The sequence below is a fragment of the Serratia ureilytica genome, from assembly GCF_017309605.1.
GTDB lineage: Bacteria > Pseudomonadota > Gammaproteobacteria > Enterobacterales > Enterobacteriaceae > Serratia > Serratia ureilytica.
On the sequence record NZ_CP071320.1, the window covers coordinates 4,657,653 to 4,678,900 of the forward strand.

Annotated in this window: 18 protein-coding genes and 3 tRNA genes; 3 read left to right on the forward strand and 18 right to left on the reverse strand. The window is 60.7% G+C overall.

Annotated features, from left to right (window positions below; translation table 11 throughout):
* Window positions 1-23: 23 nt before the first annotated feature.
* From rlmB to nnr, 14 genes are all read right to left on the reverse strand, one after another.
* A complete protein-coding gene (gene rlmB, locus J0X03_RS22085; protein ID WP_004933653.1) occupies window positions 24-755 on the reverse strand; it encodes a 23S rRNA (guanosine(2251)-2'-O)-methyltransferase RlmB in 732 nt (243 codons plus the stop codon).
* 61 nt (window positions 756-816) lie between these two features.
* Window positions 817-3,291 carry a ribonuclease R gene (gene rnr / locus J0X03_RS22090; RefSeq protein WP_047025081.1) on the reverse strand — a complete coding sequence of 825 codons (2,475 nt, stop codon included), beginning with the start codon at window positions 3,289-3,291 and terminating at the stop codon, window positions 817-819.
* Window positions 3,292-3,350: 59 nt separating this feature from the next.
* Window positions 3,351-3,776, reverse strand: a complete 426-nt coding sequence (gene nsrR / locus J0X03_RS22095) for a nitric oxide-sensing transcriptional repressor NsrR (RefSeq protein WP_015376391.1) — start codon at window positions 3,774-3,776, stop codon at window positions 3,351-3,353.
* A gap of 233 nt (window positions 3,777-4,009) precedes the next feature.
* Window positions 4,010-5,308, reverse strand: a complete 1,299-nt coding sequence (locus J0X03_RS22100; protein ID WP_025159583.1) for an adenylosuccinate synthase — start codon at window positions 5,306-5,308, stop codon at window positions 4,010-4,012.
* Between the two features lie 98 nt (window positions 5,309-5,406).
* Window positions 5,407-5,607, reverse strand: coding sequence for a DUF2065 domain-containing protein (locus tag J0X03_RS22105; protein ID WP_069100487.1), 201 nt, complete (start codon window positions 5,605-5,607; stop codon window positions 5,407-5,409).
* 63 nt (window positions 5,608-5,670) lie between these two features.
* Window positions 5,671-6,675, reverse strand: coding sequence for a protease modulator HflC (hflC, locus tag J0X03_RS22110; protein WP_004933669.1), 1,005 nt, complete (start codon window positions 6,673-6,675; stop codon window positions 5,671-5,673).
* Between the two features lie 3 nt (window positions 6,676-6,678).
* On the reverse strand, window positions 6,679-7,929 hold the full coding sequence (gene hflK, locus J0X03_RS22115) for an FtsH protease activity modulator HflK (RefSeq protein WP_033641626.1): 1,251 nt from the start codon (window positions 7,927-7,929) through the stop codon (window positions 6,679-6,681).
* Between the two features lie 68 nt (window positions 7,930-7,997).
* Window positions 7,998-9,278: a ribosome rescue GTPase HflX gene (hflX, locus tag J0X03_RS22120; protein ID WP_042783518.1), complete on the reverse strand. Its 1,281-nt coding sequence runs from the start codon at window positions 9,276-9,278 to the stop codon at window positions 7,998-8,000.
* A gap of 98 nt (window positions 9,279-9,376) precedes the next feature.
* Window positions 9,377-9,685, reverse strand: a complete 309-nt coding sequence (gene hfq, locus J0X03_RS22125; RefSeq protein ID WP_004933678.1) for an RNA chaperone Hfq — start codon at window positions 9,683-9,685, stop codon at window positions 9,377-9,379.
* A gap of 114 nt (window positions 9,686-9,799) precedes the next feature.
* Window positions 9,800-10,741: a tRNA (adenosine(37)-N6)-dimethylallyltransferase MiaA gene (miaA, locus tag J0X03_RS22130; protein WP_047025079.1), complete on the reverse strand. Its 942-nt coding sequence runs from the start codon at window positions 10,739-10,741 to the stop codon at window positions 9,800-9,802.
* The gene (gene mutL, locus J0X03_RS22135) at window positions 10,734-12,617 is read right to left on the reverse strand and encodes a DNA mismatch repair endonuclease MutL (RefSeq protein ID WP_160203910.1); all 1,884 of its coding nucleotides are present in this window, start codon (window positions 12,615-12,617) and stop codon (window positions 10,734-10,736) included. The genes miaA and mutL overlap by 8 nt, the downstream gene beginning before the upstream one ends.
* Before the next feature lie 22 nt (window positions 12,618-12,639).
* Window positions 12,640-14,436 (reverse strand): N-acetylmuramoyl-L-alanine amidase AmiB, encoded by a 1,797-nt coding sequence (gene amiB, locus J0X03_RS22140; RefSeq protein WP_033651497.1) that lies wholly within the window; start codon window positions 14,434-14,436, stop codon window positions 12,640-12,642.
* Between the two features lie 7 nt (window positions 14,437-14,443).
* On the reverse strand, window positions 14,444-14,914 hold the full coding sequence (gene tsaE / locus J0X03_RS22145) for a tRNA (adenosine(37)-N6)-threonylcarbamoyltransferase complex ATPase subunit type 1 TsaE (RefSeq protein WP_025305017.1): 471 nt from the start codon (window positions 14,912-14,914) through the stop codon (window positions 14,444-14,446).
* A gap of 10 nt (window positions 14,915-14,924) precedes the next feature.
* A complete protein-coding gene (nnr, locus tag J0X03_RS22150) occupies window positions 14,925-16,439 on the reverse strand; it encodes a bifunctional ADP-dependent NAD(P)H-hydrate dehydratase/NAD(P)H-hydrate epimerase (RefSeq protein ID WP_147880179.1) in 1,515 nt (504 codons plus the stop codon).
* Here nnr and queG point away from each other — a divergent pair.
* Window positions 16,438-17,577, forward strand: a complete 1,140-nt coding sequence (gene queG, locus J0X03_RS22155; RefSeq protein WP_047025076.1) for a tRNA epoxyqueuosine(34) reductase QueG — start codon at window positions 16,438-16,440, stop codon at window positions 17,575-17,577. The two genes, nnr and queG, sit on opposite strands and share 2 nt — an antisense overlap.
* Window positions 17,578-17,888: 311 nt before the next feature.
* On the opposite strand, the gene J0X03_RS22160 is transcribed toward queG, so the two are convergent.
* The 4 genes from J0X03_RS22160 to orn all read right to left on the reverse strand — a co-directional run bounded on the left by J0X03_RS22160 (window position 17,889) and on the right by orn (window position 18,974).
* A tRNA-Gly gene (locus J0X03_RS22160) sits at window positions 17,889-17,964 on the reverse strand.
* A gap of 54 nt (window positions 17,965-18,018) precedes the next feature.
* A tRNA-Gly gene (locus tag J0X03_RS22165) sits at window positions 18,019-18,094 on the reverse strand.
* Between the two features lie 66 nt (window positions 18,095-18,160).
* Window positions 18,161-18,236 (reverse strand) — tRNA-Gly (locus tag J0X03_RS22170).
* A gap of 192 nt (window positions 18,237-18,428) precedes the next feature.
* On the reverse strand, window positions 18,429-18,974 hold the full coding sequence (orn, locus tag J0X03_RS22175) for an oligoribonuclease (RefSeq protein ID WP_033641618.1): 546 nt from the start codon (window positions 18,972-18,974) through the stop codon (window positions 18,429-18,431).
* Between the two features lie 245 nt (window positions 18,975-19,219).
* Here orn and rsgA point away from each other — a divergent pair, with 245 nt between their 5' ends.
* Together rsgA and asd are read left to right on the forward strand one after the other, a co-directional pair.
* Window positions 19,220-20,269: a small ribosomal subunit biogenesis GTPase RsgA gene (rsgA, locus tag J0X03_RS22180; RefSeq protein ID WP_033641617.1), complete on the forward strand. Its 1,050-nt coding sequence runs from the start codon at window positions 19,220-19,222 to the stop codon at window positions 20,267-20,269.
* A 76-nt stretch (window positions 20,270-20,345) separates the two neighbouring features.
* The gene (asd, locus tag J0X03_RS22185; RefSeq protein ID WP_060440899.1) at window positions 20,346-21,239 is read left to right on the forward strand and encodes an archaetidylserine decarboxylase; all 894 of its coding nucleotides are present in this window, start codon (window positions 20,346-20,348) and stop codon (window positions 21,237-21,239) included.
* Window positions 21,240-21,248 lie beyond the last annotated feature (9 nt).

Consider the following 21,248-nt stretch of genomic DNA (forward strand, 5'->3'; position numbering starts at 1 on the left):
GCACGGCGCCCCCGTCAGAAGAATCAGCCGCGCTGGCGCACCGCTTCGAACAGGCAGATGCCGGTGGCAACCGACACGTTCAGTGAAGAGACGGTACCGGCCATCGGGATGCTGATCAGCTCATCGCAGTGTTCGCGGGTCAGGCGGCGCATGCCTTCGCCTTCCGCGCCCATCACCAGCGCCATCGGGCCGGTCATTTTGCTCTGATACAGGGTATGGTCGGCTTCGCCGGCGGTGCCGACGACCCAGACATTCATCTCTTGCAGCAGACGCAGCGTGCGCGCCAGATTGGTCACGCGGATCAACGGCACGTTTTCGGCGGCGCCGCAGGCCACTTTCTTGGCGGTGGCGTTCAACTGGGCGGAACGATCGCGGGGCACGATCACCGCGTGCACGCCGGCCGCATCGGCGCTGCGCAGGCAGGCGCCGAGGTTATGCGGGTCGGTCACGCCGTCCAGCACCAGCAGGAATGGCGTTTCCACGCTCTCCAACAGGCCCGGCAGATCGTTCTCCTGATACTGACGCCCTTCGCGCACCCGGGCGATGATCCCCTGGTGCACCGCGCCTTCAACCTTGTCATCCAGCCATTGGCGGTTCGCCACCTGGATCACGATGCCGGTCGCTTCCAGCTCGGCGATCAGCGGCTGCAGGCGGCGATCTTCGCGGCCTTTCAGGATAAACACTTCCAGGAAGCGTTGCGGATCGCGCTCTAACAGGGCTTTGACGGCGTGGATGCCGTAAATAATTTCGCTCATGATGCTCTTTTAAAGTCGTGCGGCCGGCGATAACCGGCCGATGGTAACGATGTGCGGCAGGTTAAGCCTGCTCGGCACCTTTCTTCTTGGCTGCGCGTTTGGCTTTGGTCGCCGCCGCGATTTTCCGCGTTTTGTCGGACGCTTTCTTGGCTTTCTTTTTCGCCTTCTTCACGTTGTCCGCGGGCTTGGCGTCATCCTGCTTGCGGAAGGCGCTGTCCGGCTCGAAGTTGGCCGGCGGTTTGCCGCCGCGGCGCTTGCCGCGCCCCGCATTGCCGCTGTCGCGCAGCGTGCGCTGGCCGCCCTTCTTGGCGCGTTCGCGCTCGGTTTTGCCTTCACCGCGCGCTTTGCGGGTGCTGGACACCAGCGCGAAGTCGATCTTGCGCTCGTCCATATGCACCGCATCCACGCGGATCTCCACCGTATCCCCCAGGCGATAGACCGTGCCGGAAGACTCGCCGATCAGGCGCTGGCCGATATTATCGTAGCGATAGTAATCATTATCCAGCGTTGATACGTGCACCAGCCCGTCGATGAACAGATCGTTCAGGCGCACGAAGAAGCCGAAGCCGGTCACGCTGGAGATAATGCCGCTGAACACTTCACCGACGTGATCCTGCATGAAGTCGCACTTCAGCCAGTCGGCGACGTTGCGCGTCGCTTCATCCGCGCGGCGCTCGGTCATCGAACAGTGTTCGCCCAGCTGCAGCATCTCTTCGAATTCGCTGTGCCAGCCGCCGGTCGGCGTCCAGCGCTCTTTCGGCTCGCCATGCTCTTTGGCCAGCTGGTATTTGATCGCGCGGTGCAACGCCAGATCCGGATAACGGCGGATCGGCGAGGTGAAGTGGCCGTAAGAGGCCAGCGCCAGGCCGAAGTGGCCGCGGTTTTCCGGATCGTAAATCGCCTGCTTCATCGAGCGCAGCAACATGGTTTGCAGCATTTCGTGGTCAGGGCGCTCGGACACTTCATCCATCAGCACCGCATAGTCCTTCGGCTGCGGCTTGTTGCCGCCGCCCAGCGTCAGCCCCAGCTCGCTCAGCACGCTGCGCAGCGCGGAGATGTGGTCATCGCTCGGACGATCGTGCACGCGGTACAGCGCCGGCTCGTTGCGTTTCTCGACGAAGCGCGCGGCCGCCACGTTGGCCATGATCATGCACTCTTCGATCAGCTTGTGGGCGTCGTTGCGCACCGTCGGCTCCACGCGCTCGATGCGGCGTTCGGCGTTGAAGATGAATTTGGCTTCTTCGGTTTCAAACGCGATGCCGCCGCGCTCGGCGCGCGCCTTATCCAGCACCTTGTACATGGCGTGCAGCTCTTCCAGGTGCTTGACCAGCGGGTGGTAATGCTCGCGCAGCTCCTGATCGCCCTGCAGAATGTGCCACACCTTGTTGTAGGTCAGGCGGGCGTGGGAGCTCATCACCGCCTCGTAGAACTTGGCCGTGGACAGGCGCCCCTGGGCGGAGATGGTCATCTCGCACACCATGCACAGGCGATCGACCTGCGGGTTCAGGGAGCACAGCCCGTTGGACAGCACTTCCGGCAGCATCGGGATCACCTGCGACGGGAAATACACCGAGTTGCCGCGGCTGCGCGCTTCGTCGTCCAGCGCGGTGCGTGGACGCACATAGTAGCTGACGTCGGCGATCGCTACCCACAGGCGCCAGCCGCCGCCGCGTTTTTTCTCGCAGTACACGGCATCATCGAAGTCGCGCGCGTCTTCACCGTCGATGGTGACCAACGGCAGCTTGCGCAGATCGACGCGGCCCTTCTTGGCCGCTTCCGGCACCTGTTCGCTGAGATCGGCCACCTGCTTTTCCACCTGCGGCGGCCAGGTATGCGGGATCTCATGGGTGCGCAGCGCGATATCCACCGCCATGCTGGTGCCCATTTTGTCGCCGAGGATCTCGACGATCTTGCCGACCGCTTTGGTGCGGCGGGTCGGGCGCTGAGTCAGCTCCACTACCACCATGTAGCCCATGCGCGCGCCGCTGACGCTGTCCGCCGGGATCAGAATATCGAAGCTCAGACGGCTGTCGTCCGGCACCACGAAGCCGGTACCGGCATCCATGAAGAAGCGGCCGACGATCTGGCTGGTTTTCGGCACCAGCACGCGCACGATGCGCGCTTCGCGACGCCCTTTGCGATCCGCGCCCAGCGCCTGCGCCAGCACCACGTCACCGTGGATCGCCATTTTCATCTGTTCGGCGGACAGGTACAGATCGTCTTTGCTGCCTTCAACGCGCAGGAAGCCGTAGCCGTCGCGGTGGCCGATCACCGTGCCGCGCAGCAGGTCCAAACGCTCCGGCAGCGCGTAGCACTGGCGGCGGGTAAACACTAACTGGCCATCGCGCTCCATGGCGCGCAGGCGGCGGCGCAGCGCTTCCAGCTGTTCTTCGCCGCTGAGGCCCAATTCGTTGCCCAGTTCTTCGCGGCTGGCCGGCGTTTCTCGTTTCGCCAAATGGGCCAGGATATATTCACGGCTGGGAATGGGAGATTCGTATTTTTCTGCTTCTCGTTCCAGGAATGGATCTTGTGACATTGCGGTTCCTCCGTTGTCATCAGCAGGATGACGTTGAGCCTTGTCTTCTCAACGTCGTTTTATTCGACAAGCAATAGCTTGTAGAGCGGCGGATTGTCTTCGACCATGTCGGCCAACGTATGCTTATCCAGCTCTTCAAGGAAATTCTGTACGCCCTGTTGGAGCACCTGCTTCAATCGGCAGGCAGGGGTGATGTGACAAAACTCGCTGCTGCAGTTAACCAGCGCAAGCGGCTCCAGCGCCCGCACGACGTCGCCGAGGCGAATGCTCTCGGCCGGTTTGCCCAAACGGATGCCGCCATGCTTGCCGCGCACCGCCGTGACAAAACCGACCCGGCTCAACTGATTGATGATCTTCACCATATGGTTGCGAGACACGCCATACACCTCGGTTACTTCCGAGATACTGGTCATCTTGTCCTGCGGCAACGAGGCCATGTAGATCAACGCCCGCAGACCATAATCAGTAAAACTTGTTAACTGCACATCTTACCTCTGGGTATGACTTTACCCGTCTGATACGCCACTTTTCGGCGCTATTCAAAAGATTACTCATTGGATAATAAACCAGCCGGAGAGTTCGTCGCTAATTATTTAGCGAATCCCGCGCCCTAAGGCGGGTTTATGAAAGGATTTTTTGACGTGAAACCGCAATCGGAGGGAGTCAGGATAAAAACAAACCGGGACGCGCCCGGTTTGTTTAATGCCGCAAAGCCTGATTATGCGTCGAACGGGTCGCGCAGGATCATGGTTTCGCTGCGATCCGGGCCGGTAGAGATGATGTCTACCGGTACGCCGGTCACTTCTTCGATGCGCTTGATGTAGTTCAGCGCAGCCTGAGGCAGCTTGCTGTGCTCTTTCACGCCAAAGGTGGTTTCGCTCCAGCCCGGCATGGTTTCGTAGATAGGCTCAATGCCTTCCCAGCCTTCAGCCGCCAGCGGAGTGGTGTCCACTTCACGGCCGTCCGGCATGCGGTAACCCACGCAGATCTTCACTTCTTTCAGGCCGTCCAGGACGTCCAGTTTGGTCAGGCAGAAGCCGGACAGGGAGTTGATCTGCACCGCGCGACGCACCGCTACCGCGTCCAGCCAGCCGGTACGACGACGACGGCCGGTGGTGGCGCCGAACTCGTTACCCTGCTTGCACAGGTACTCGCCGGTTTCATCGAACAGTTCGGTTGGGAACGGGCCTGCACCCACGCGAGTGGAGTAGGCTTTCACGATGCCCAGCACGTAGTCCACATAACGCGGGCCGATGCCGGAACCGGTAGCCACGCCGCCGGCGGTGGTGTTGGAAGAGGTCACATACGGGTAAGTACCGTGGTCGATATCCAGCAGGGTGCCCTGAGCGCCTTCGAACATGATCAGATCGCCACGCTTGCGCGCGCCGTCCAGCAGTTCGGAAACGTCAACCACCATCGCGGTCAGGATATCGGCGATAGACAGCACGTAGTCCAGCGTCGCCTGATAATCGACGGCTTCAACTTTGTAGTAGTTGACCAGTTGGAAGTTGTGGTAATCGACGATCTCTTTCAGCTTAACGGCGAAGGTTTCTTTGTTGAACAGATCGCCGACGCGCAGACCGCGACGAGCCACTTTATCTTCGTAAGCCGGGCCGATGCCGCGACCGGTGGTGCCGATCGCTTTCGCGCCGCGCGCTTTCTCACGCGCGTTATCCAACGCAACGTGGTAAGGCAGGATCAACGGGCAAGCTTCAGAGAGTAACAGACGTTCGCGTACCGGGATGCCACGCGCTTCGAGTTCACCCATTTCTTTCATCAATGCGTCCGGCGCCAGAACAACACCGTTGCCGATGATGCTGGTGACGTTTTCACGCAGAATGCCTGAAGGAATTAAATGAAGAACGGTTTTTTCACCGTTGATTACCAGAGTGTGGCCAGCGTTATGGCCACCTTGGTAGCGCACAACATATTGAGCCCGTTCAGTCAGCAGGTCTACAACCTTGCCTTTACCTTCGTCACCCCATTGGGTGCCCAGTACGACGACGTTCTTACCCATTTTTCAAAATCACCGATTGCTTAAAAATGGATTCTACCACCGTAATTTTCGATTTTCAGCACTTTTAGCATACGATTGCATAAATTTTGGGCTAGACTTTAAAGACCCGTGCGGCCGCTCAACATGTAGTAGATCACGCAGCCCGCAACCACTATTCCACCGCCAAATCGCCGCAGCGTCGCGTCCGGCAATTGCGATATCGCCACAATCATTTTGCGCCAGGCCTGCGGAAACAGCATCGGCCCCAGTCCTTCCAGCACCAGGACCAGCCCGAGCGCCAGCCAAATCGTTGAGTTCATGCATCCCCCAAAAACGAGAAAGGGCCCGCGAAAACGGGCCCTCGATCAGATTGCCTGCCGCGCTTATTTGCGCAGGGTATCAGGCGACTTCATGTAGCGGAAGAAATCGCTGTCCGGGCTCAGTACCAGCACGTCCTGATTGTCCTTGAAGCTGGCTTCATAGGCACGCAGGCTGCGGATAAAGGCATAGAAGTCCGGATCCTGGCTGAACGCATTGGCGAACAGCTTGGCTGCTTCAGCATCGCCTTCACCACGGGTGATACGCGCCTGACGCTCGGCTTCCGCCAGGGTACGGGTCACTTCGTAGTCCGCGCTGGCACGCAGTTTCTCGGCTTCTTCCTGGCCCTGCGAGCGCAGGCGACGGGCTACCGCTTCACGCTCGGCGCGCATACGCTGGTAGATGGCGTCGGAGACTTCGGCCGGCAGGTTGATCTGCTTGATACGCACGTCGATCACTTCGATGCCCAACGCCGCCATGCTGTTCGGGTTCACCTGCGGCTGTTTGCCGGTGGTTTCCCGCTCAACGCGCGCCGCCGCAGAGGCGATAGCGTCATCGGCTTCGGTGGTCGCCACTTCTTCGCCGTCACCCACGGTGCCGGTGTTCAGCGCGTCACGCACGTCAGACATCAGCTTGCCGCGCGAGTCGGTCACGATGTCTTTCACGTCCAGGCGGCCGATTTCGGAACGCAGACGGTCGCTGAACTTACGCTTCAGCAGCACTTCGGCCTGGGAGACGTCGCCGCCGCCGGTCGCCAGATAGTAGCGGCTGAAGTCGCTGATGCGCCACTTCAGATAGGAGTCAACGATCAGGTCTTTCTTCTCGCTGGTCACGAAGCGATCGGCCTGGTTGTCCATGGTCTGGATACGCGCATCCAGGTTCTTCACGGTCTCAATGAACGGGATCTTGAGGTGCAGACCCGGCGCATACACCAGCGGCTTGTTTTCGCCGTCGCGCAGCACTTTGCCGAAGCGCAGCACAATGCCGCGCTGGCCTTCCTGCACCACGAACAGCGAAGCGTACAGCACCACCAGCACCGCGAGGACAATAACTACAAAAGACTTACGCATTGATTACTCTCTCCCTACGCGAGTGGTGTCGTCACGCTGCGCATTCGCCCGGCGCTGATCCATAACCGATCCGCTGCTGGTGCGCGGGGTGCTGCTGTTGGCAGCCGGCGCTGGATTCGGATTGAGGCGAATCAGGCTGGTATCCTTGTTGCCGCTCTCCGTCGCCGCGCCTTGGCCGCGCAGCATCTGATCCAGCGGCAGCACCATCAGGTTGTTGCCTTTGTCGCTCACCAACACCTTACGGGTATGGCCCAGCACTTTTTCCATGGTTTCGATATACAGACGCTCGCGGGTGATCTGCGGGGCGGACTTGTATTCCGGCAACAGCTTGGCAAAGCGCGCCACCTCACCCTGAGCTTCCAGGACGGTGCGGTCTTTATAAGCCTTGGAGTCTTCCAGCAGACGCTGCGCCTGGCCGTTCGCACGCGGCTGAACTTCGTTGGCGTAAGCTTCCGCTTCACGGATGTATTGCTGCTCGTTCTCACGCGCGGCGATCGCATCGTCGAACGACGCCTTCACCTCTTCCGGCGGACGCGCCGCCTGGAAGTTGACGTCCAGCAGCGTGATGCCCATGTTGTAAGGACGAATGGTCTCTTCCAGCATGCGCTGCGTATCGTTACGCACCACGGTACGGCCTTCGGTCAGGATGCGATCCATCGAGTATTTGCCGATCACGCCGCGCAGGGCGCTGTCGGTCGCCTGGCTCAGGCTGTCGTCGGCATTGACGACGCTGAACAGGTACGCTTCCGGGTTGGTCACGCGGTACTGCACGTTCATTTCCACGCGCACCACGTTTTCATCGGAGGTCAGCATCACGCCGGACGCCGCCAGCTCACGCACGGATTCCACGTTCACCGGACGCACGTCGTCGATGAAGGTCGGCTTCCAGTTCAGGCCCGGCTGCACCAGGTGGCTGAACTTACCGAAACGCGTCACAACGCCGCGCTCGGCTTCCTTGATGGTGTAGAAGCCGCTGGCGGCCCAGATCACCACCACGGCAACCGCCGCGATACCGATAATGCGGCCGCTGAAGCCCGGGCCGGAGGCCCCGGTGCCGCCGCTATTGCTGTTGGAGCCTTTGCCTCCGCCAAAACCGCTCAATTTCTTGCTCAGTTTGCGGAAGATATCATCCAAATCAGGTGGCCCTTGATCACGACCGCCTTTGTTGTTACCGCCAGAGTTGCCGCCATTGTTATTGCTGCTCCCCCACGGGTCGCGGTCCTGTCCGTTATTACCGGGCTGATTCCACGCCATGTTTTAGCTCCATATTCTGTGATTGGGTACTTCAGGCTTTCGCGAAGCATAAATGTAACAGGATATGATCATACGATAAAGTCAATCAGGTCCTGTTCTTGCTTGCAGAGACGACGCCATTCGACGATCGGCATTCGCACCACCACGCCAATGCTGCCGTCCTCTTCGTTCCACTCTTTTTCAATCGCCTGAAGCTGGTAAAAACGGCTGCGAAGACGGCCTGCCCGTGGCGGTAAGCGCAATTCGTAATGCGCGATCTCCCCCGATAAGCGCTCCGTCAACGCCTGATACAGCAACGGAATACCCTCTCCGCTGGCGGCGGACAGCCACACCCGGATCGGCAGGTTTTCATCGTTGCGGTCGATACGCGGCACAAAATCGTCCAGCATATCTATTTTGTTCATCACTAACAGTGTAGGGATTTCATCCGAGTCTATCTCCGCCAGCACGGTGTTCACCGCGTCGATGTTCTCGTCGACGCGCGGATCCGCCGCGTCGATGACGTGCAGCAGCAAAGAGGCCTGGCGCGTCTCCTGCAGCGTCGCCTTGAAGGCGGCCACCAGATCGTGCGGCAGGTGCCGGATAAAGCCTACGGTATCCGCCAACACGGTATCCCCCACGTCCGGCACATCAATGCGCCGCAACGTAGGATCCAGGGTGGCAAATAGCTGGTCCGCCGCATACACCTCGGCAGACGTTATTCGGTTAAACAGGGTGGATTTGCCGGCGTTGGTATAGCCCACCAGCGATACGGTCGGCACATCGGCGCGGGTCCGCGCACGTCGGCCTTGTTCACGCTGCTTCTCTACCCGCTCCAGGCGGCGCAGAATCAAGCTGATGCGATCGCGTAACAGGCGACGGTCGGTCTCAAGCTGGGTTTCCCCCGGCCCGCGCAGGCCTATCCCCCCTTTTTGCCGCTCCAGGTGCGTCCAGCCGCGTACCAGACGCGTGGCGATGTGACGCAGCTGCGCCAGCTCCACCTGCAGCTTACCTTCATGGGTGCGGGCACGCTGGGCAAAGATGTCTAAAATCAGCCCGGTGCGATCGATCACCCGGCATTCGCACAGGCGCTCGAGGTTTCTTTCCTGCGCCGGGGAAAGGGAATGATCAAACAGGACAACAGACGCGCCGCTGGCTTTCACCGCATCTGCAATTTCTTCGGCCTTTCCTTCGCCGACAAAGTACTTCGGATGCGGGGCTTTGCGGCTACCAGTCACCACTTGCAAAGCTTCGACACCGGCTGAGGAGACCAGCGATTCGAACTCGTTGAGGTCTTCCGTATCTTTGTCTTGCGAGAAATAGATATGAACCAGTACGGCCTGCTCACCGGCTTCATAACGGTCAAACAAGCGTGCAACCTCTCAAACGGACACTCACCGTGAGTTTGGGGGACATAAACAGCCCGCGGCTGCTTATGCTCCCCGTCATGGTTGACTTGCAACGCGCTTTATTCAGCGTCATCGCTTTCCTGCTGCGGCTGTTGCTGCGCAGACGGATTGTTGCCATGGTGATAGTTGCTTGAACCGCCGCTCGGGTTGTTGCTGTGATGCGAAACCGGGCGTGACGGGACAACGGTAGAGATAGCGTGCTTGTACACCATCTGGCTAACCGTGTTCTTCAACAGGATGACAAACTGGTCAAAAGACTCAATCTGGCCTTGCAGCTTAATACCATTCACCAAATAAATAGAAACCGGAACACGTTCACGACGCAATGCGTTCAGGAACGGATCTTGCAAAGATTGCCCCTTAGCCATTCTATCTTTTCCTTATTTGCTTGTTGTTTGTAACTAAGAACCTGTCGGCTCTAAAATAAACGACGTAAAAAATTTGCGCGCTGAATACTCAGCAATTGTACACAATCACCCAACCTATGCACTAACAACCTGTGTCACCGAGTCCAAAGCCTCTCCCGGCTTTTCACTGTCCAACCAATGGACCGACTCCCAACCCCGTAACCAGGTCATCTGGCGTTTAGCCAACTGACGTGTTGCGCAAATACCACGATAAACCATCTCATCGTAACTAATTTCACCAGACAAGTATGACCACATCTGGCGGTAACCGACACAGCGAATGGAGGGCAAGTCCGTATGCAAATCACCCCGTGCGAAAAGTGCACGCGCTTCCGTCTCAAAACCCGCCGCCAACATTTGATGGTACCGCAGCTCGATGCGTTGATGGATCAACTCACGGCTGGTCGGCGCTATCGCAAATTGGTGAACTTGATACGGTAACGATTCACCCGAAATTTTAGTCAGTTCCGTTAAAGTTTTACCCGAAATAAAAAAAACTTCCAGTGCTCTGGACAGTCTCTGCGGATCATTCGGATGAATTCTCACTGCCGCGACCGGATCGATCGCCTGTAACTGACGGTGCAGCGCCTCCCAGCCCTGCTCCGCCGCTTGCCGTTCGATGCGCTCGCGCACCGCGGGATCGGCGGACGGCAACGGCGACAATCCTTCCAGCAACGCCTTGAAATACAACATGGTGCCGCCCACCAACAGCGGAATGCGGCCGGCGGCGGTGATGTCGGCCATCTCTTTCAGCGCATCGGCGCGGAACTCCGCAGCCGAGTAAGCTTCGGCGGGATCGCGAATATCGATCAGCCGATGCGGCGCCTGCGCCAATTCTTCGGCGCTCGGCTTGGCGGTGCCGATATCCATGCCGCGATAAATCAGCGCGGAATCGACGCTGATCAGTTCCACCGGCAGGCGCTCGCGCAGCGCGATCGCCAGCGCGGTCTTGCCCGAGGCGGTCGGCCCCATGATGAAAATAGCCGGGGGACGTGATGTCATTTCAGTTTCAGTCATGCTTGAGGGCCGCCAGTGCGGCCTGTAAATCAACGGGTTGTAAAAGTCCGCTCGGTGGCGATTTGACCAGCTGCGGGCAAAGTCGTTCAACGTCGGTCAGCAATTGTATCGCTTGCGAGGTGTTCCACTGTTCATGTTCGCTGCCGAGACGGCGAGCGAGCCAGGTGGCCAACACCGCGGGCGACATCTCCTGATGCTCGGCCAGATAGCCTAACAGTTCGGGTATCAGTTTTTGTAAATTTTGTTGGCGTAATGGTAAAGGCACTGCGCGCAGCGTCACACGGCCGTGATCCGTCTGCAAGTCCAGCCCCATCATCGTCAGCAGCGCCTGATGCCGCGCGATGGCCGCCGCTTCGTTCTTGTCCAACGTCAGCTTGACTGGGATCAGCAGCGGCTGCGGCCGCAGCCCTTCCGTCGGCGGATTGAGCTGCGCCTGGCGCAGCCAGCGCTCGGCCACCGTCAGGTTGAGCAACGCCGGCTGCTGGCACTGTTCAATCAGTGCGTAGCACGGCGGATGGATCATCAGCACCCGGCCAAAGCTGTGTTGCCCGCTCGCCAACGGCGTTTCCACGGCGGCTTTCACCGGTGGGAACAGCGGCGGCCGACTCGGGGCTTCCGGCGCGGCCTCGGCCTGCGGCTCGGCGGCAGGCCGCATCAGTTTGCCGTACAGCTCGCCTTCGCGTTTCTGGTAACCGCCCGCCGTTTGCCAACCGGGCTGCGGCGCGCGCTCGCGGGCAGCGCCGGCCGGTGGCGGCGTTTCGCGACGCGGCGCCGGCTGTGAAAAATGGTTGCCGCCGGCGGCGACGCGGTTTTCCTGCTGCCAGACCGGCGCAGGCGCCTCGTCAGGCGTTTCCGCCAGCGGCAGCGACGGCGTCTGCCCGGCCTGTTGCAGCACCGTGGTCACCGCCTGGTAGATAAAATCGTGCACCAGCCGCGCCTGATGGAAACGCACCTCGTGCTTGGCGGGATGAACGTTGACGTCCACCTGGTGCGGATCCACCTCCAGATACAACACGTAAGCGGGCTGCTGATCGTCTTTCAACTGATCCTGATAGGCCTGACGAATGGCGTGGTTGATCAAGCGATCGCGCATCATGCGGCTGTTGACGTAGCAATACTGCATCTCACCCAGCTGGCGCGCCCCGTCCGGATCCGCCACCCAACCGCGGATGCTCAGATCGCCATGCTGCCAGTCGATGTTCAGCGCATGCTGCAAAAACGCCGGGCCGCAGATGCTGCCCAAACGGCGCTCGTGCTGGCTTTCTTCCTTCGCCGCCCGATATTGGCGGATCAGTTTGCCGTTATGGCTGAGGTTGATCGCCACATCGAAGCGCGCCAGCGCGATGCGCCGCACCACTTCATCGATATGGCCGAATTCGGTTTTCTCGGTGCGCATGAACTTGCGGCGCGCCGGGGTGTTGTAAAACAGATCCAGCACTTCCAGCGTGCTGCCGACCGGGTGCGCAGCGGGTTTGACCGTCACCGCCTGTTCGCGCCCTTCGGCATAGGCTTGCCACGCTTCGCTCTGGTCTGCGGTGCGCGACGTCAGGGTCAAACGGGAAACCGAGCTGATGCTGGCCAGCGCTTCGCCGCGAAAACCGAGGCTGACGATAGCCTCCAGGTCGTCGAGCGTGCTGATTTTACTGGTGGCGTGCCGCGCCAGCGCCAGCGCCAGATCGTCCTTGCCGATGCCGCAGCCGTTGTCGCGAATGCGGATCAACTTGGCGCCGCCGCGTTCGATATCGATATCGATGCGCGTCGCACCGGCGTCCAGGCTGTTTTCCACCAGCTCTTTGACGACCGACGCGGGGCGTTCGACCACCTCTCCGGCGGCGATCTGGTTGGCGAGCTGTGGCGGTAACACCTGGATAGGCATGCTGACTCCTGTAGCGGTGGCGCTAGGCCTGCGGAATGGTCAGCGTCCGATCCAGCGGCGCGACGTCCGACTTCAGATTATTGACCCGTTTCAAATCGCCGACGCTGACCCCGTAGCGAGAAGCGATGGAGGACAGCGTGTCCCCGCGGGCCACTTTATGTTTAGACGGCTTCTTCGCCGGCGTTTTCGCTTTGGCGACGGCGGTGACGGCGGCGGTTTTCCCCGCCGGCACCTTCAGGCGCTGCCCGACCCACACGCCGTCTTTCTTCAGTTTGTTCAGATCCCGCAGCGCCGCCATGGTCGTGCCGTAGCTGTCGGCGATGCCGGACAGCGTCTCCGCCCGTTTCACCACGTGGATCTGGGTCTTGCCGCTTACGCTGCGGCTCGCGCCGGCCGAGCTGACGATAGGCTCAGGCTGGCGCACGTCTGGTGTTGAGGTGTTAACCGCCGCTGCGACGTCCAGCGGTCGGTTTTCCACCTTTGGGTCGGCTTGCAGCGGATGCGCCAGGAAGTAGCTGCGCAGGCCGTTATGAATGGCCTTGGCAATCTTCTCCTGATACGCGCTACTGCCCAGCAGCCGCTCCTCCGTGCTATTACTGATAAATCCTGTTTCCACCAGCAGCGATGGAATATCCGGCGAACGCAGCACGCCCAGGCTGGCGTGTTCCGGCCGGCGTTTATGCAACGATCCGACGCTCTGCAGCTGCTGCAGCACCTTCACCGCCACATCGTAGCCAACGCGCTGCGAGTGGCCGAACTGCAGATCCAGCACCGCCTGGCTCAGATAAGGATCGGCCTGGCTGTTGGCCAGCAAGTCGCCGGCGCCGCCGAGCAGCTCGGACTGCTTCTCATGCTGTTCGAGCCAACCGGCCATTTCGCTGTTGGCGCGGCGATTGGACAGCACCCAGACGGAAGCCCCGCTGGCGCTGCGGTTTGGCGCGGCGTCGGCGTGGATGGAGACCAGCACGTTGGCGCCCTGTTTACGCGCAACGTCGGAACGCCCCATCACCGAAATAAAATAGTCGCCGTTACGTGTCAGCACCGGCTTGAACTGCGGATCGGCGTCCAGCATCGCCTGCAGGCGACGCGCGATGGCGATAGTGACATTCTTCTCCTTCAACCCGCTCGGGCCGATGGCGCCCGGATCCTGGCCGCCGTGGCCGGCGTCGATCGCCACCACCACCCGATCGCCGGAACCGGCGGAAACGCGGCTGCTGCGCGGCGTCACCTCAGTGGCGGTGCCCGCGACAACGCTCTGTTTATTGGTAAAGGGATTCGATCCCGTCGGCGCTTTGCGCAGCGGCGGCTCCGGCGCTTCACGCACCGCGACCGGCGCCTGACGCGGCGGTTGGCTGACGGCGACCGGCGCAGGCGTTTGGACCGGCGCTTTACGCGCCACGGTATTGACGCCGCCTTCGGCCGTAAGGGTGAATACCACGGTGTGCACGCCGCCGTTCTGGCGGGTGGAGACGCGGGTTTTAGCGCGCTGAGTCAGATCAAACACCAGGCGCACGCTCTGAGCGTCTTTCGGCGCGCTGGAGCGAATGCTTTTCACCAGGTTTTGGCCGCTGAAATTGAGCGGCAGCCCGCCGACCTTGCCTTTCTGGTTGACGTCCAGCACCACGCGCTCCGGGCCGTGCAGCGGGAAAAACGCGTAGTCCGGCGGGCCATTGAAGCTCACCGACACCGTCGCTTCGCGCTGGGCGTTGGACACTTTGATATCGGACAGCGAGGACGCCGCCAGCGCGTTCAACGCGCCGAGCGGCCCCAGCACGGCGATCAGCATGATGACCGCAAATTTTTTCAACGCATGCGTCATTGCAGCATCATCCCTGTGATCCATGAATACGGTCTAACAGCTGGCTGCCGTAAGCAGAAATCGCCTCGATCTTCGCCTCTCGCCCCTCGCCCTGATAGCTGAGGTGCAGCGCCAGATCCGGCTCCGGCAGCACGCCGGTGCCCTGCTGCGGCCATTCGACCAGGCAGATGGCGTCTTGCGCGAAGTAATCGCGAATGCCCATAAATTCAAGCTCTTCCGGATCGGCCAGGCGATACAGATCGAAGTGATATACCGCCAAGGGCTGCAAGGCATAGGGCTCCACCAGCGTGTAGGTCGGGCTTTTGACATTGCCCTGATGCCCCAACGCCTGCAGGAAGCCACGGCTGAAGGTGGTTTTACCGGCGCCCAGGTCGCCGTAGAGATAGATGACGCTGGCGCGATCGCAGGCCTTGGCCAAAGTGGTGCCCAAAGCGACAGTCGCTGCCTCGTCCGGCAGAGGTAAAACGAGTTCTTTCATTCGATAAAGTCTATTTTGCCCACTCAGGGTTAACGAAATGAAGGATGTCCGGCAGTAAATCGGTCGCCAACATGCCTCTTGTTCCTTGTCTTTCCGCTACGCGATCGCCGGCCGCGCCGTGTACGACGCAGCCCGCACAGGCGGCATCATACAGCGAGAGCTTTTGCGCCAGCAAACCGCCGATGATGCCCGACAGCACATCGCCCATGCCGCCGGAGGCCATGCCGGCGTTGCCGACGTCGGCGATCGCCATCTGGCCCTGCTCATCGGCGATCAGCGTGCCGGCGCCTTTCAGCACCGCCACGCCGCCGTAGCGCGCCGTCAGGTTACGCACGGCAAGTAAGCGATCACTCTCGATGTCGGCAGTGCTGCAGCTCAACAGCCGCGCCGCCTCTCCGGGATGCGGAGTCATCACGCGATTCTGCCGTTTCTCGGGATTTAATGCCAGCAAGTTCAGCGCATCGGCGTCCCACAAGGCCGGTTTATCGCTGGTTTGCAGCACGTTCAAGGCGTTTTTGCCCCACTCAGCCTGGCCCAGCCCCGGGCCAATCACCAGCACGTCCGCCCATTGCATCGCCTGCCGCAAGGTCGTCTCGTCCAGCGCCTGCGCCATCAACTCCGGCCTGGCCGCCAGCAGCGGCGCGACGTGCTCAATGTGAGTAAGCACTCGCACCAATCCAGCCCCGCTGCGCAGCGCCGCTTCCGCCGCCATGCGAATGGCACCGCCGAATCCGCGGTCGCCGCCCACCAGCAGCAGACGGCCATGCTCGCCCTTATGGGCGCAGGGGCGCCGCGGATGCAGCCAGCGCGGCAACGCCTCGGCGGTAAGCCGCTGAATCTGTTCCGGTTGCTTCGCCAACCAATCCGATAAGCCTAGCGTATTCTGATGAAGTTGCCCGACCCAGTCGCGCGCCTGCCCGGTCAGCAAACCCGGCTTGAGGCCAATGAACGTGACGGTATGCGCGGCACGCACGACCGCGCCCGGCGCCGCGCCGCTTTCCGCCAGCAGCCCGGACGGAATATCGAGCGCCACCACCGGCGCCGAATGGCGGTTGGCGGCCTCGATCAGCGCATCGTAAGGCGCGCGCGGCGCGCTGCCCAGGCCGGTGCCTAACAGACCGTCGATAATAAGAGAGACGGACGCCGGCCAGCGGCTGTTCGCCGGCAGAATATCGCCGCCAGCGGCCAGCCAGGCCTCGCGGGCCGCTGCGGCCTCCGGCGGCAAAGGGCGTGCGCCTTCGCAGGCGATCACCGTCACCTGCACGCCCGCCGCCTTCGCCAAACGCGCCACCACATAGCCGTCGCCGCCGTTGTTGCCGTGGCCACAGAGCACCAGCCAGTGGTTGCAGGAGGGATAAGTGTCGCGCGCCAGTACGTAGGCCGCCTGACCGGCGCGCAGCATTAAATCGTAAAGAGAAAGACCGAGCGAGGCCGCCGCCGCAGGTTCCGAACGACGGATCCAATCCGCAGGCCAGACAGAGTGTGGTAAACTGTCAGCGTATGCTTTTTCACTGTGGCCCGTCATGACGCACCCCCTCGATCTCCATCAACTCGCCCAACATATCAAGCAATGGGGGCAATCGCTAGGATTCCAGCAGGTTGGCATCTGCGATACCGATCTCAGCCTGGAAGAGCCGAAGCTGCAGGCCTGGCTCGACAAACAGTACCACGGCGAGATGGAGTGGATGGCGCGCCACGGCATGCTGCGCGCGCGCCCTCACGAGCTGTTGCCGGGCACGCTGCGGGTGATCAGCGTGCGCATGAACTACCTGCCGGCCAAGGCGGCGTTCGCCAGCACCCTGCAGAACCCGCAATTGGGCTACGTCAGCCGCTATGCGCTGGGGCGCGATTATCACAAGCTGTTGCGTCAGCGCCTGAAAAAGTTGGGCGATCAGATCCAGGCCTACTGCGGCGAACTGAATTTCCGCCCCTTTGTCGACTCGGCGCCGGTCATGGAGCGCGCGCTGGCCGCCAAGGCGGGCATCGGCTGGGTTGGTAAACACTCACTAATTCTTAACCGCGAAGCCGGATCCTGGTTTTTCCTCGGCGAACTGCTGATCGACCTGCCGCTGCCGGTGGATCAGCCGCAGGAAGAGCAGTGCGGCCGCTGCGTCGCCTGCATCACCACTTGCCCGACCGGGGCCATCGTCGCGCCCTACACCGTCGATGCCCGGCGCTGCATTTCCTATCTGACCATCGAACTGGAAGGCGCGATCCCGGAGGAATTCCGGCCGCTGCTCGGCAACCGTATCTACGGCTGCGACGACTGCCAGCTGATCTGCCCGTGGAACCGATTTTCGCAACTCACCGACGAAGACGATTTCAGCCCGCGCGCCGCGCTGCATGCGCCGCAGCTGATCGATCTGTTCAGTTGGACGGAAGAAAAATTCCTGCGCATCACCGAAGGCTCGGCGATACGCCGCATCGGTCACCTGCGCTGGCTGCGCAACATCGCCGTGGCGCTGGGCAATGCGCCTTATGAGGACAGCATCGTGCTCGCGCTGCGCACGCGTTTGGACCAGGACGCCATGCTGGACGAACATATCCACTGGGCGCTGGCGCAACAGCTCGCTCGCCGTGAAGCGCTGGGCATCGAGGTGCAAACGGCGCAGAAAAAACGGTTGATACGGGCTGTGGAAAAAGGTTTGCCAAGGGATGCCTGACGGGGTGCGCCGCGCGGGCGTATCGCCCGAAATCTCACTCTGTGGATTTGTGCATAAAAATAAAAACACGTTGTCTTTCAACTGCAACAAAAAGAGCAAGTGATCGGCATAACGTTTTGGGATAAATAAATAAGCTTATAAATCAAATGCATAAATATTTAATTTGTATGACGTTGATTTTTCAGGCTGGCGGGTTTATGTACAGAGGCTGTGGATAACTCTGTTCACAACGTTTTTAGCAGGTGTGTAAAACGGGACAAAAACCCGCGCCGGATAAGGCGTTGGATTTGAGTTTGAAACGAAGAGAAAATTGGAGCGGGAAACGAGACTCGAACTCGCGACCCCGACCTTGGCAAGGTCGTGCTCTACCAACTGAGCTATTCCCGCATTGAGATGCTTTTGGCATCCGGTCACCAAACACTGGCGTGACCTTTGAATTTTTGGAGCGGGAAACGAGGCTCGAACTCGCGACCTCAACCTTGGCAAGGTTGCGCTCTACCAACTGAGCTATTCCCGCGTCGCATAGGTACTGCTTGATACTGCTTTATTTATTCATCATGCCGCATCGCGACATTGTTGAATTTGGAGCGGGAAACGAGACTCGAACTCGCGACCCCGACCTTGGCAAGGTCGTGCTCTACCAACTGAGCTATTCCCGCCCGGCGTATCGATGGTGGAACGTTACGAAATTCTTCATCGGTACGGGGTGCGCATTATACGAGAAATCCTTTTTGTCGCAAGCCCCTGAAAGCAAAAAAACGCGATTTTTGTTTGATTGCCGATTAAAGCGCCAGATTGGTGAATTAAGCGGCTAAAACCGGCATTTTTTCCCCGCAGAGGCCGCCATCGCCTTAAAGCTGAATGAAATGCTCGCGGTAATAAGCCAGTTCGGCCACCGATTCGCGGATGTCATCCAGCGCCTGATGGGTGCCCTGCTTCTTAAAGCCGCCGAGAATTTCCGGCTTCCAACGGCGCGCCAGTTCTTTCAGCGTGCTGACGTCCAGGTAGCGGTAATGGAAGTAGGCCTCCAGCTCCGGCATGTAGCGGAACAGGAAACGGCGATCCTGGCCCACGCTGTTGCCGCAGATCGGCGATTTACCGGCCGGCACCCATTGCTGCAGGAAGGCGATGGTTTCCAGCTCGGCGGCGCGATCGTCCTGCCGGCTGGCTTTCACCCGCTCCACCAGCCCGCTGCCGGTATGGGTGCGCACGTTCCACTCGTCCATCAAGGCCAGCTGCTCGTCGGATTGGTGCACGGCGATCACCGGCCCTTCCGCCAGGATGTTCAGATTGGCGTCGGTGACCAGCGTGGCGATCTCGATAATGCGGTCACGCTCGGGATCCAGCCCGGTCATCTCCAAATCGATCCAAATCAGGTTATTTTCGTTTGCTGTCATGATGTTTCCTGCCTAAAAGCCGAGAGAAAAACGCTGTGCGGACGAGACGACGGCCGCCGCCGATGGCGACACGCCGCAGCCGGCGGCTAACAACGGTTATTTAATATAAAATAGCGTGTATCATAGTCTTTTTGGTCGCCATGGGCGACATATACCCTGACGGGTTCAAGGCTGCGCCCGGGGCAAGTCCTCCGCCGCGGCTGTGCGTATACGTAAAGGTATAAAACCGATTCAAGTGAGGCGCAGTGAGTAAGAACAAACTGTCCAAAGGTCAGCAACGCCGCGTGCAGGCGAACCATCAGCGCCGTCTGAAGCGCGCCGATAACAAACCGGAACCGGATGATTCCCAGCTGGGCGAGCCGCAGGAAGGCGTCGTCATCAGCCGTTTCGGCATGCACGCCGACGTTGAGGCGCCGGATGGCACTCAGCACCGCTGCAACATCCGCCGCACATTGCGTTCGCTGGTGACCGGCGATCGCGTGGTGTGGCGCCCCGGCCTGGGCGCCCATGAAGGGGTAAAAGGCATTGTGGAAGCGGTGCACGAACGCACCTCGGTGCTGACGCGCCCGGACTTCTATGACGGCGTGAAGCCGATCGCCGCCAATATCAATCAGATCGTCATCGTGTCGGCGATCCTGCCCGAGCTGTCACTGAACATCATCGACCGTTATCTGGTGGCCTGCGAAACGCTCGAAGTCGAGCCGCTGATCGTGCTCAACAAAATTGACCTGCTGGACGCCGAAGCGCGCAAGCTGGTCGACGGCATGATGGATATCTATCGCAAGATTGGCTACCGGGTGCTGGAAGTCTCCAGCCAAACGCGGGAAGGCATGGCGGAGTTCGAACAGGCGCTGGCCGGGCGCATCAGCATCTTCGCCGGTCAGTCCGGGGTCGGCAAGTCCAGCTTGCTGAACGCGCTGCTGCCGCCGTCTGAAGAGCAAATTCTGGTAAATCAGGTTTCCGACGTCTCGGGCCTCGGGCAACATACCACCACCGCCGCGCGGCTGTACCATTTCCAGCACGGCGGCGACGTGATCGACTCCCCGGGGGTGCGCGAGTTTGGCCTGTGGCACCTGGAGCCGGAACAAATCACCCGCGGCTTTGTCGAATTCCGTGATTATTTAGGCGGTTGCAAATTCCGCGACTGCCGCCACGATACCGATCCCGGCTGCGCCATTCGCGCGGCGATGGAGAAAGGCGATATCGCGCAAGAGCGGTTCGACAACTATCACCGTATTCTGGAAAGCATGGCGCAGGTGAAGGTTCGCAAGAACTTCACGGACGCCGCAGACTGACACTGACGAGCGAGCATTGACGACGGCGGAGCCCTCGTTACAATGCGCGCCCTTTACCCTGATTCACGAGGTTAACGTGCTGGATAGCATCAAGATTAAACTGCAATATTGGCTGCCGAAGCTGGCGCTGACCCGCCTGGCGGGCTGGGGCGCCGACAAACGGGCCGGCTGGCTGACCCAACTGGTGGTCAAGGCCTTCGCCCGCTTCTACCGCGTAGACATGCAGGAAGCGCAAAATCCGGACCTGGCGTCTTACGCCACCTTCAACGACTTCTTCGTGCGCCCGCTGCGCGACGGCGCGCGCCCGATCGTCGCCGACGCCAACTGGCTGGCGCTGCCTGCCGATGGCGCCATCAGCCAGCTCGGCCCGATCCGCGACGATCAAATCTTCCAGGCCAAAGGCCACCACTACAGCCTGGAAGCGCTGCTGGCCGGCAACTACCTGCTGGCCGAGCCGTTCCGCAACGGCCTGTTCGCCACCACCTATCTGGCGCCGCGCGACTACCACCGCGTGCACATGCCGTGCGCCGGCGTGCTGCGCGAGATGATCTATGTGCCGGGCGATCTGTTCTCGGTCAACCCGCTCACCGCCGCCAACGTGCCTAACCTGTTCGCGCGCAACGAGCGCGTGATCTGCGTGTTCGACACCGACATCGGGCCGATGGTGCAAATCCTGGTCGGCGCCACCATCGTCGGCAGCATCGAGACCGTCTGGGCCGGCACCGTCACGCCGCCGCGCGAAGGCATCATCAAACGCTGGACCTACCCGGCCGCCGGTGAAGAAGGCGCCATCGCGCTGGAAAAAGGCGCCGAGATGGGCCGCTTCAAACTCGGCTCCACGGTGATCAACCTGTTTACCGCAGGCAGCGTGCAGTTCGCGCCGCAGCTGCATAACGGCACCGTCACCCGCATGGGTGAGGCCTTCGCCGAAATCCCGGCCGCCGCTGAAACGCCACAGACCCCGCTCTAAAGGAATCGA

Bases quoted from the DNA above. Each gene is read 5' to 3' on its own strand.
- rlmB (WP_004933653.1), bottom strand. From the start codon at position 755: ATGAGCGAAATTATTTACGGCATCCACGCCGTCAAAGCCCTGTTAGAG.
- rnr (WP_047025081.1), bottom strand. From the start codon at position 3,291: ATGTCACAAGATCCATTCCTGGAACGAGAAGCAGAAAAATACGAATCT.
- J0X03_RS22100 (WP_025159583.1), bottom strand. From the start codon at position 5,308: ATGGGTAAGAACGTCGTCGTACTGGGCACCCAATGGGGTGACGAAGGT.
- J0X03_RS22105 (WP_069100487.1), bottom strand. From the start codon at position 5,607: ATGAACTCAACGATTTGGCTGGCGCTCGGGCTGGTCCTGGTGCTGGAA.
- hflC (WP_004933669.1), bottom strand. From the start codon at position 6,675: ATGCGTAAGTCTTTTGTAGTTATTGTCCTCGCGGTGCTGGTGGTGCTG.
- hflK (WP_033641626.1), bottom strand. From the start codon at position 7,929: ATGGCGTGGAATCAGCCCGGTAATAACGGACAGGACCGCGACCCGTGG.
- hfq (WP_004933678.1), bottom strand. From the start codon at position 9,685: ATGGCTAAGGGGCAATCTTTGCAAGATCCGTTCCTGAACGCATTGCGT.
- miaA (WP_047025079.1), bottom strand. From the start codon at position 10,741: ATGACTGAAACTGAAATGACATCACGTCCCCCGGCTATTTTCATCATG.
- mutL (WP_160203910.1), bottom strand. From the start codon at position 12,617: ATGCCTATCCAGGTGTTACCGCCACAGCTCGCCAACCAGATCGCCGCC.
- amiB (WP_033651497.1), bottom strand. From the start codon at position 14,436: ATGACGCATGCGTTGAAAAAATTTGCGGTCATCATGCTGATCGCCGTG.
- tsaE (WP_025305017.1), bottom strand. From the start codon at position 14,914: ATGAAAGAACTCGTTTTACCTCTGCCGGACGAGGCAGCGACTGTCGCT.
- queG (WP_047025076.1), top strand. From the start codon at position 16,438: ATGACGCACCCCCTCGATCTCCATCAACTCGCCCAACATATCAAGCAA.
- nnr (WP_147880179.1), bottom strand. From the start codon at position 16,439: ATGACGGGCCACAGTGAAAAAGCATACGCTGACAGTTTACCACACTCT.
- orn (WP_033641618.1), bottom strand. From the start codon at position 18,974: ATGACAGCAAACGAAAATAACCTGATTTGGATCGATTTGGAGATGACC.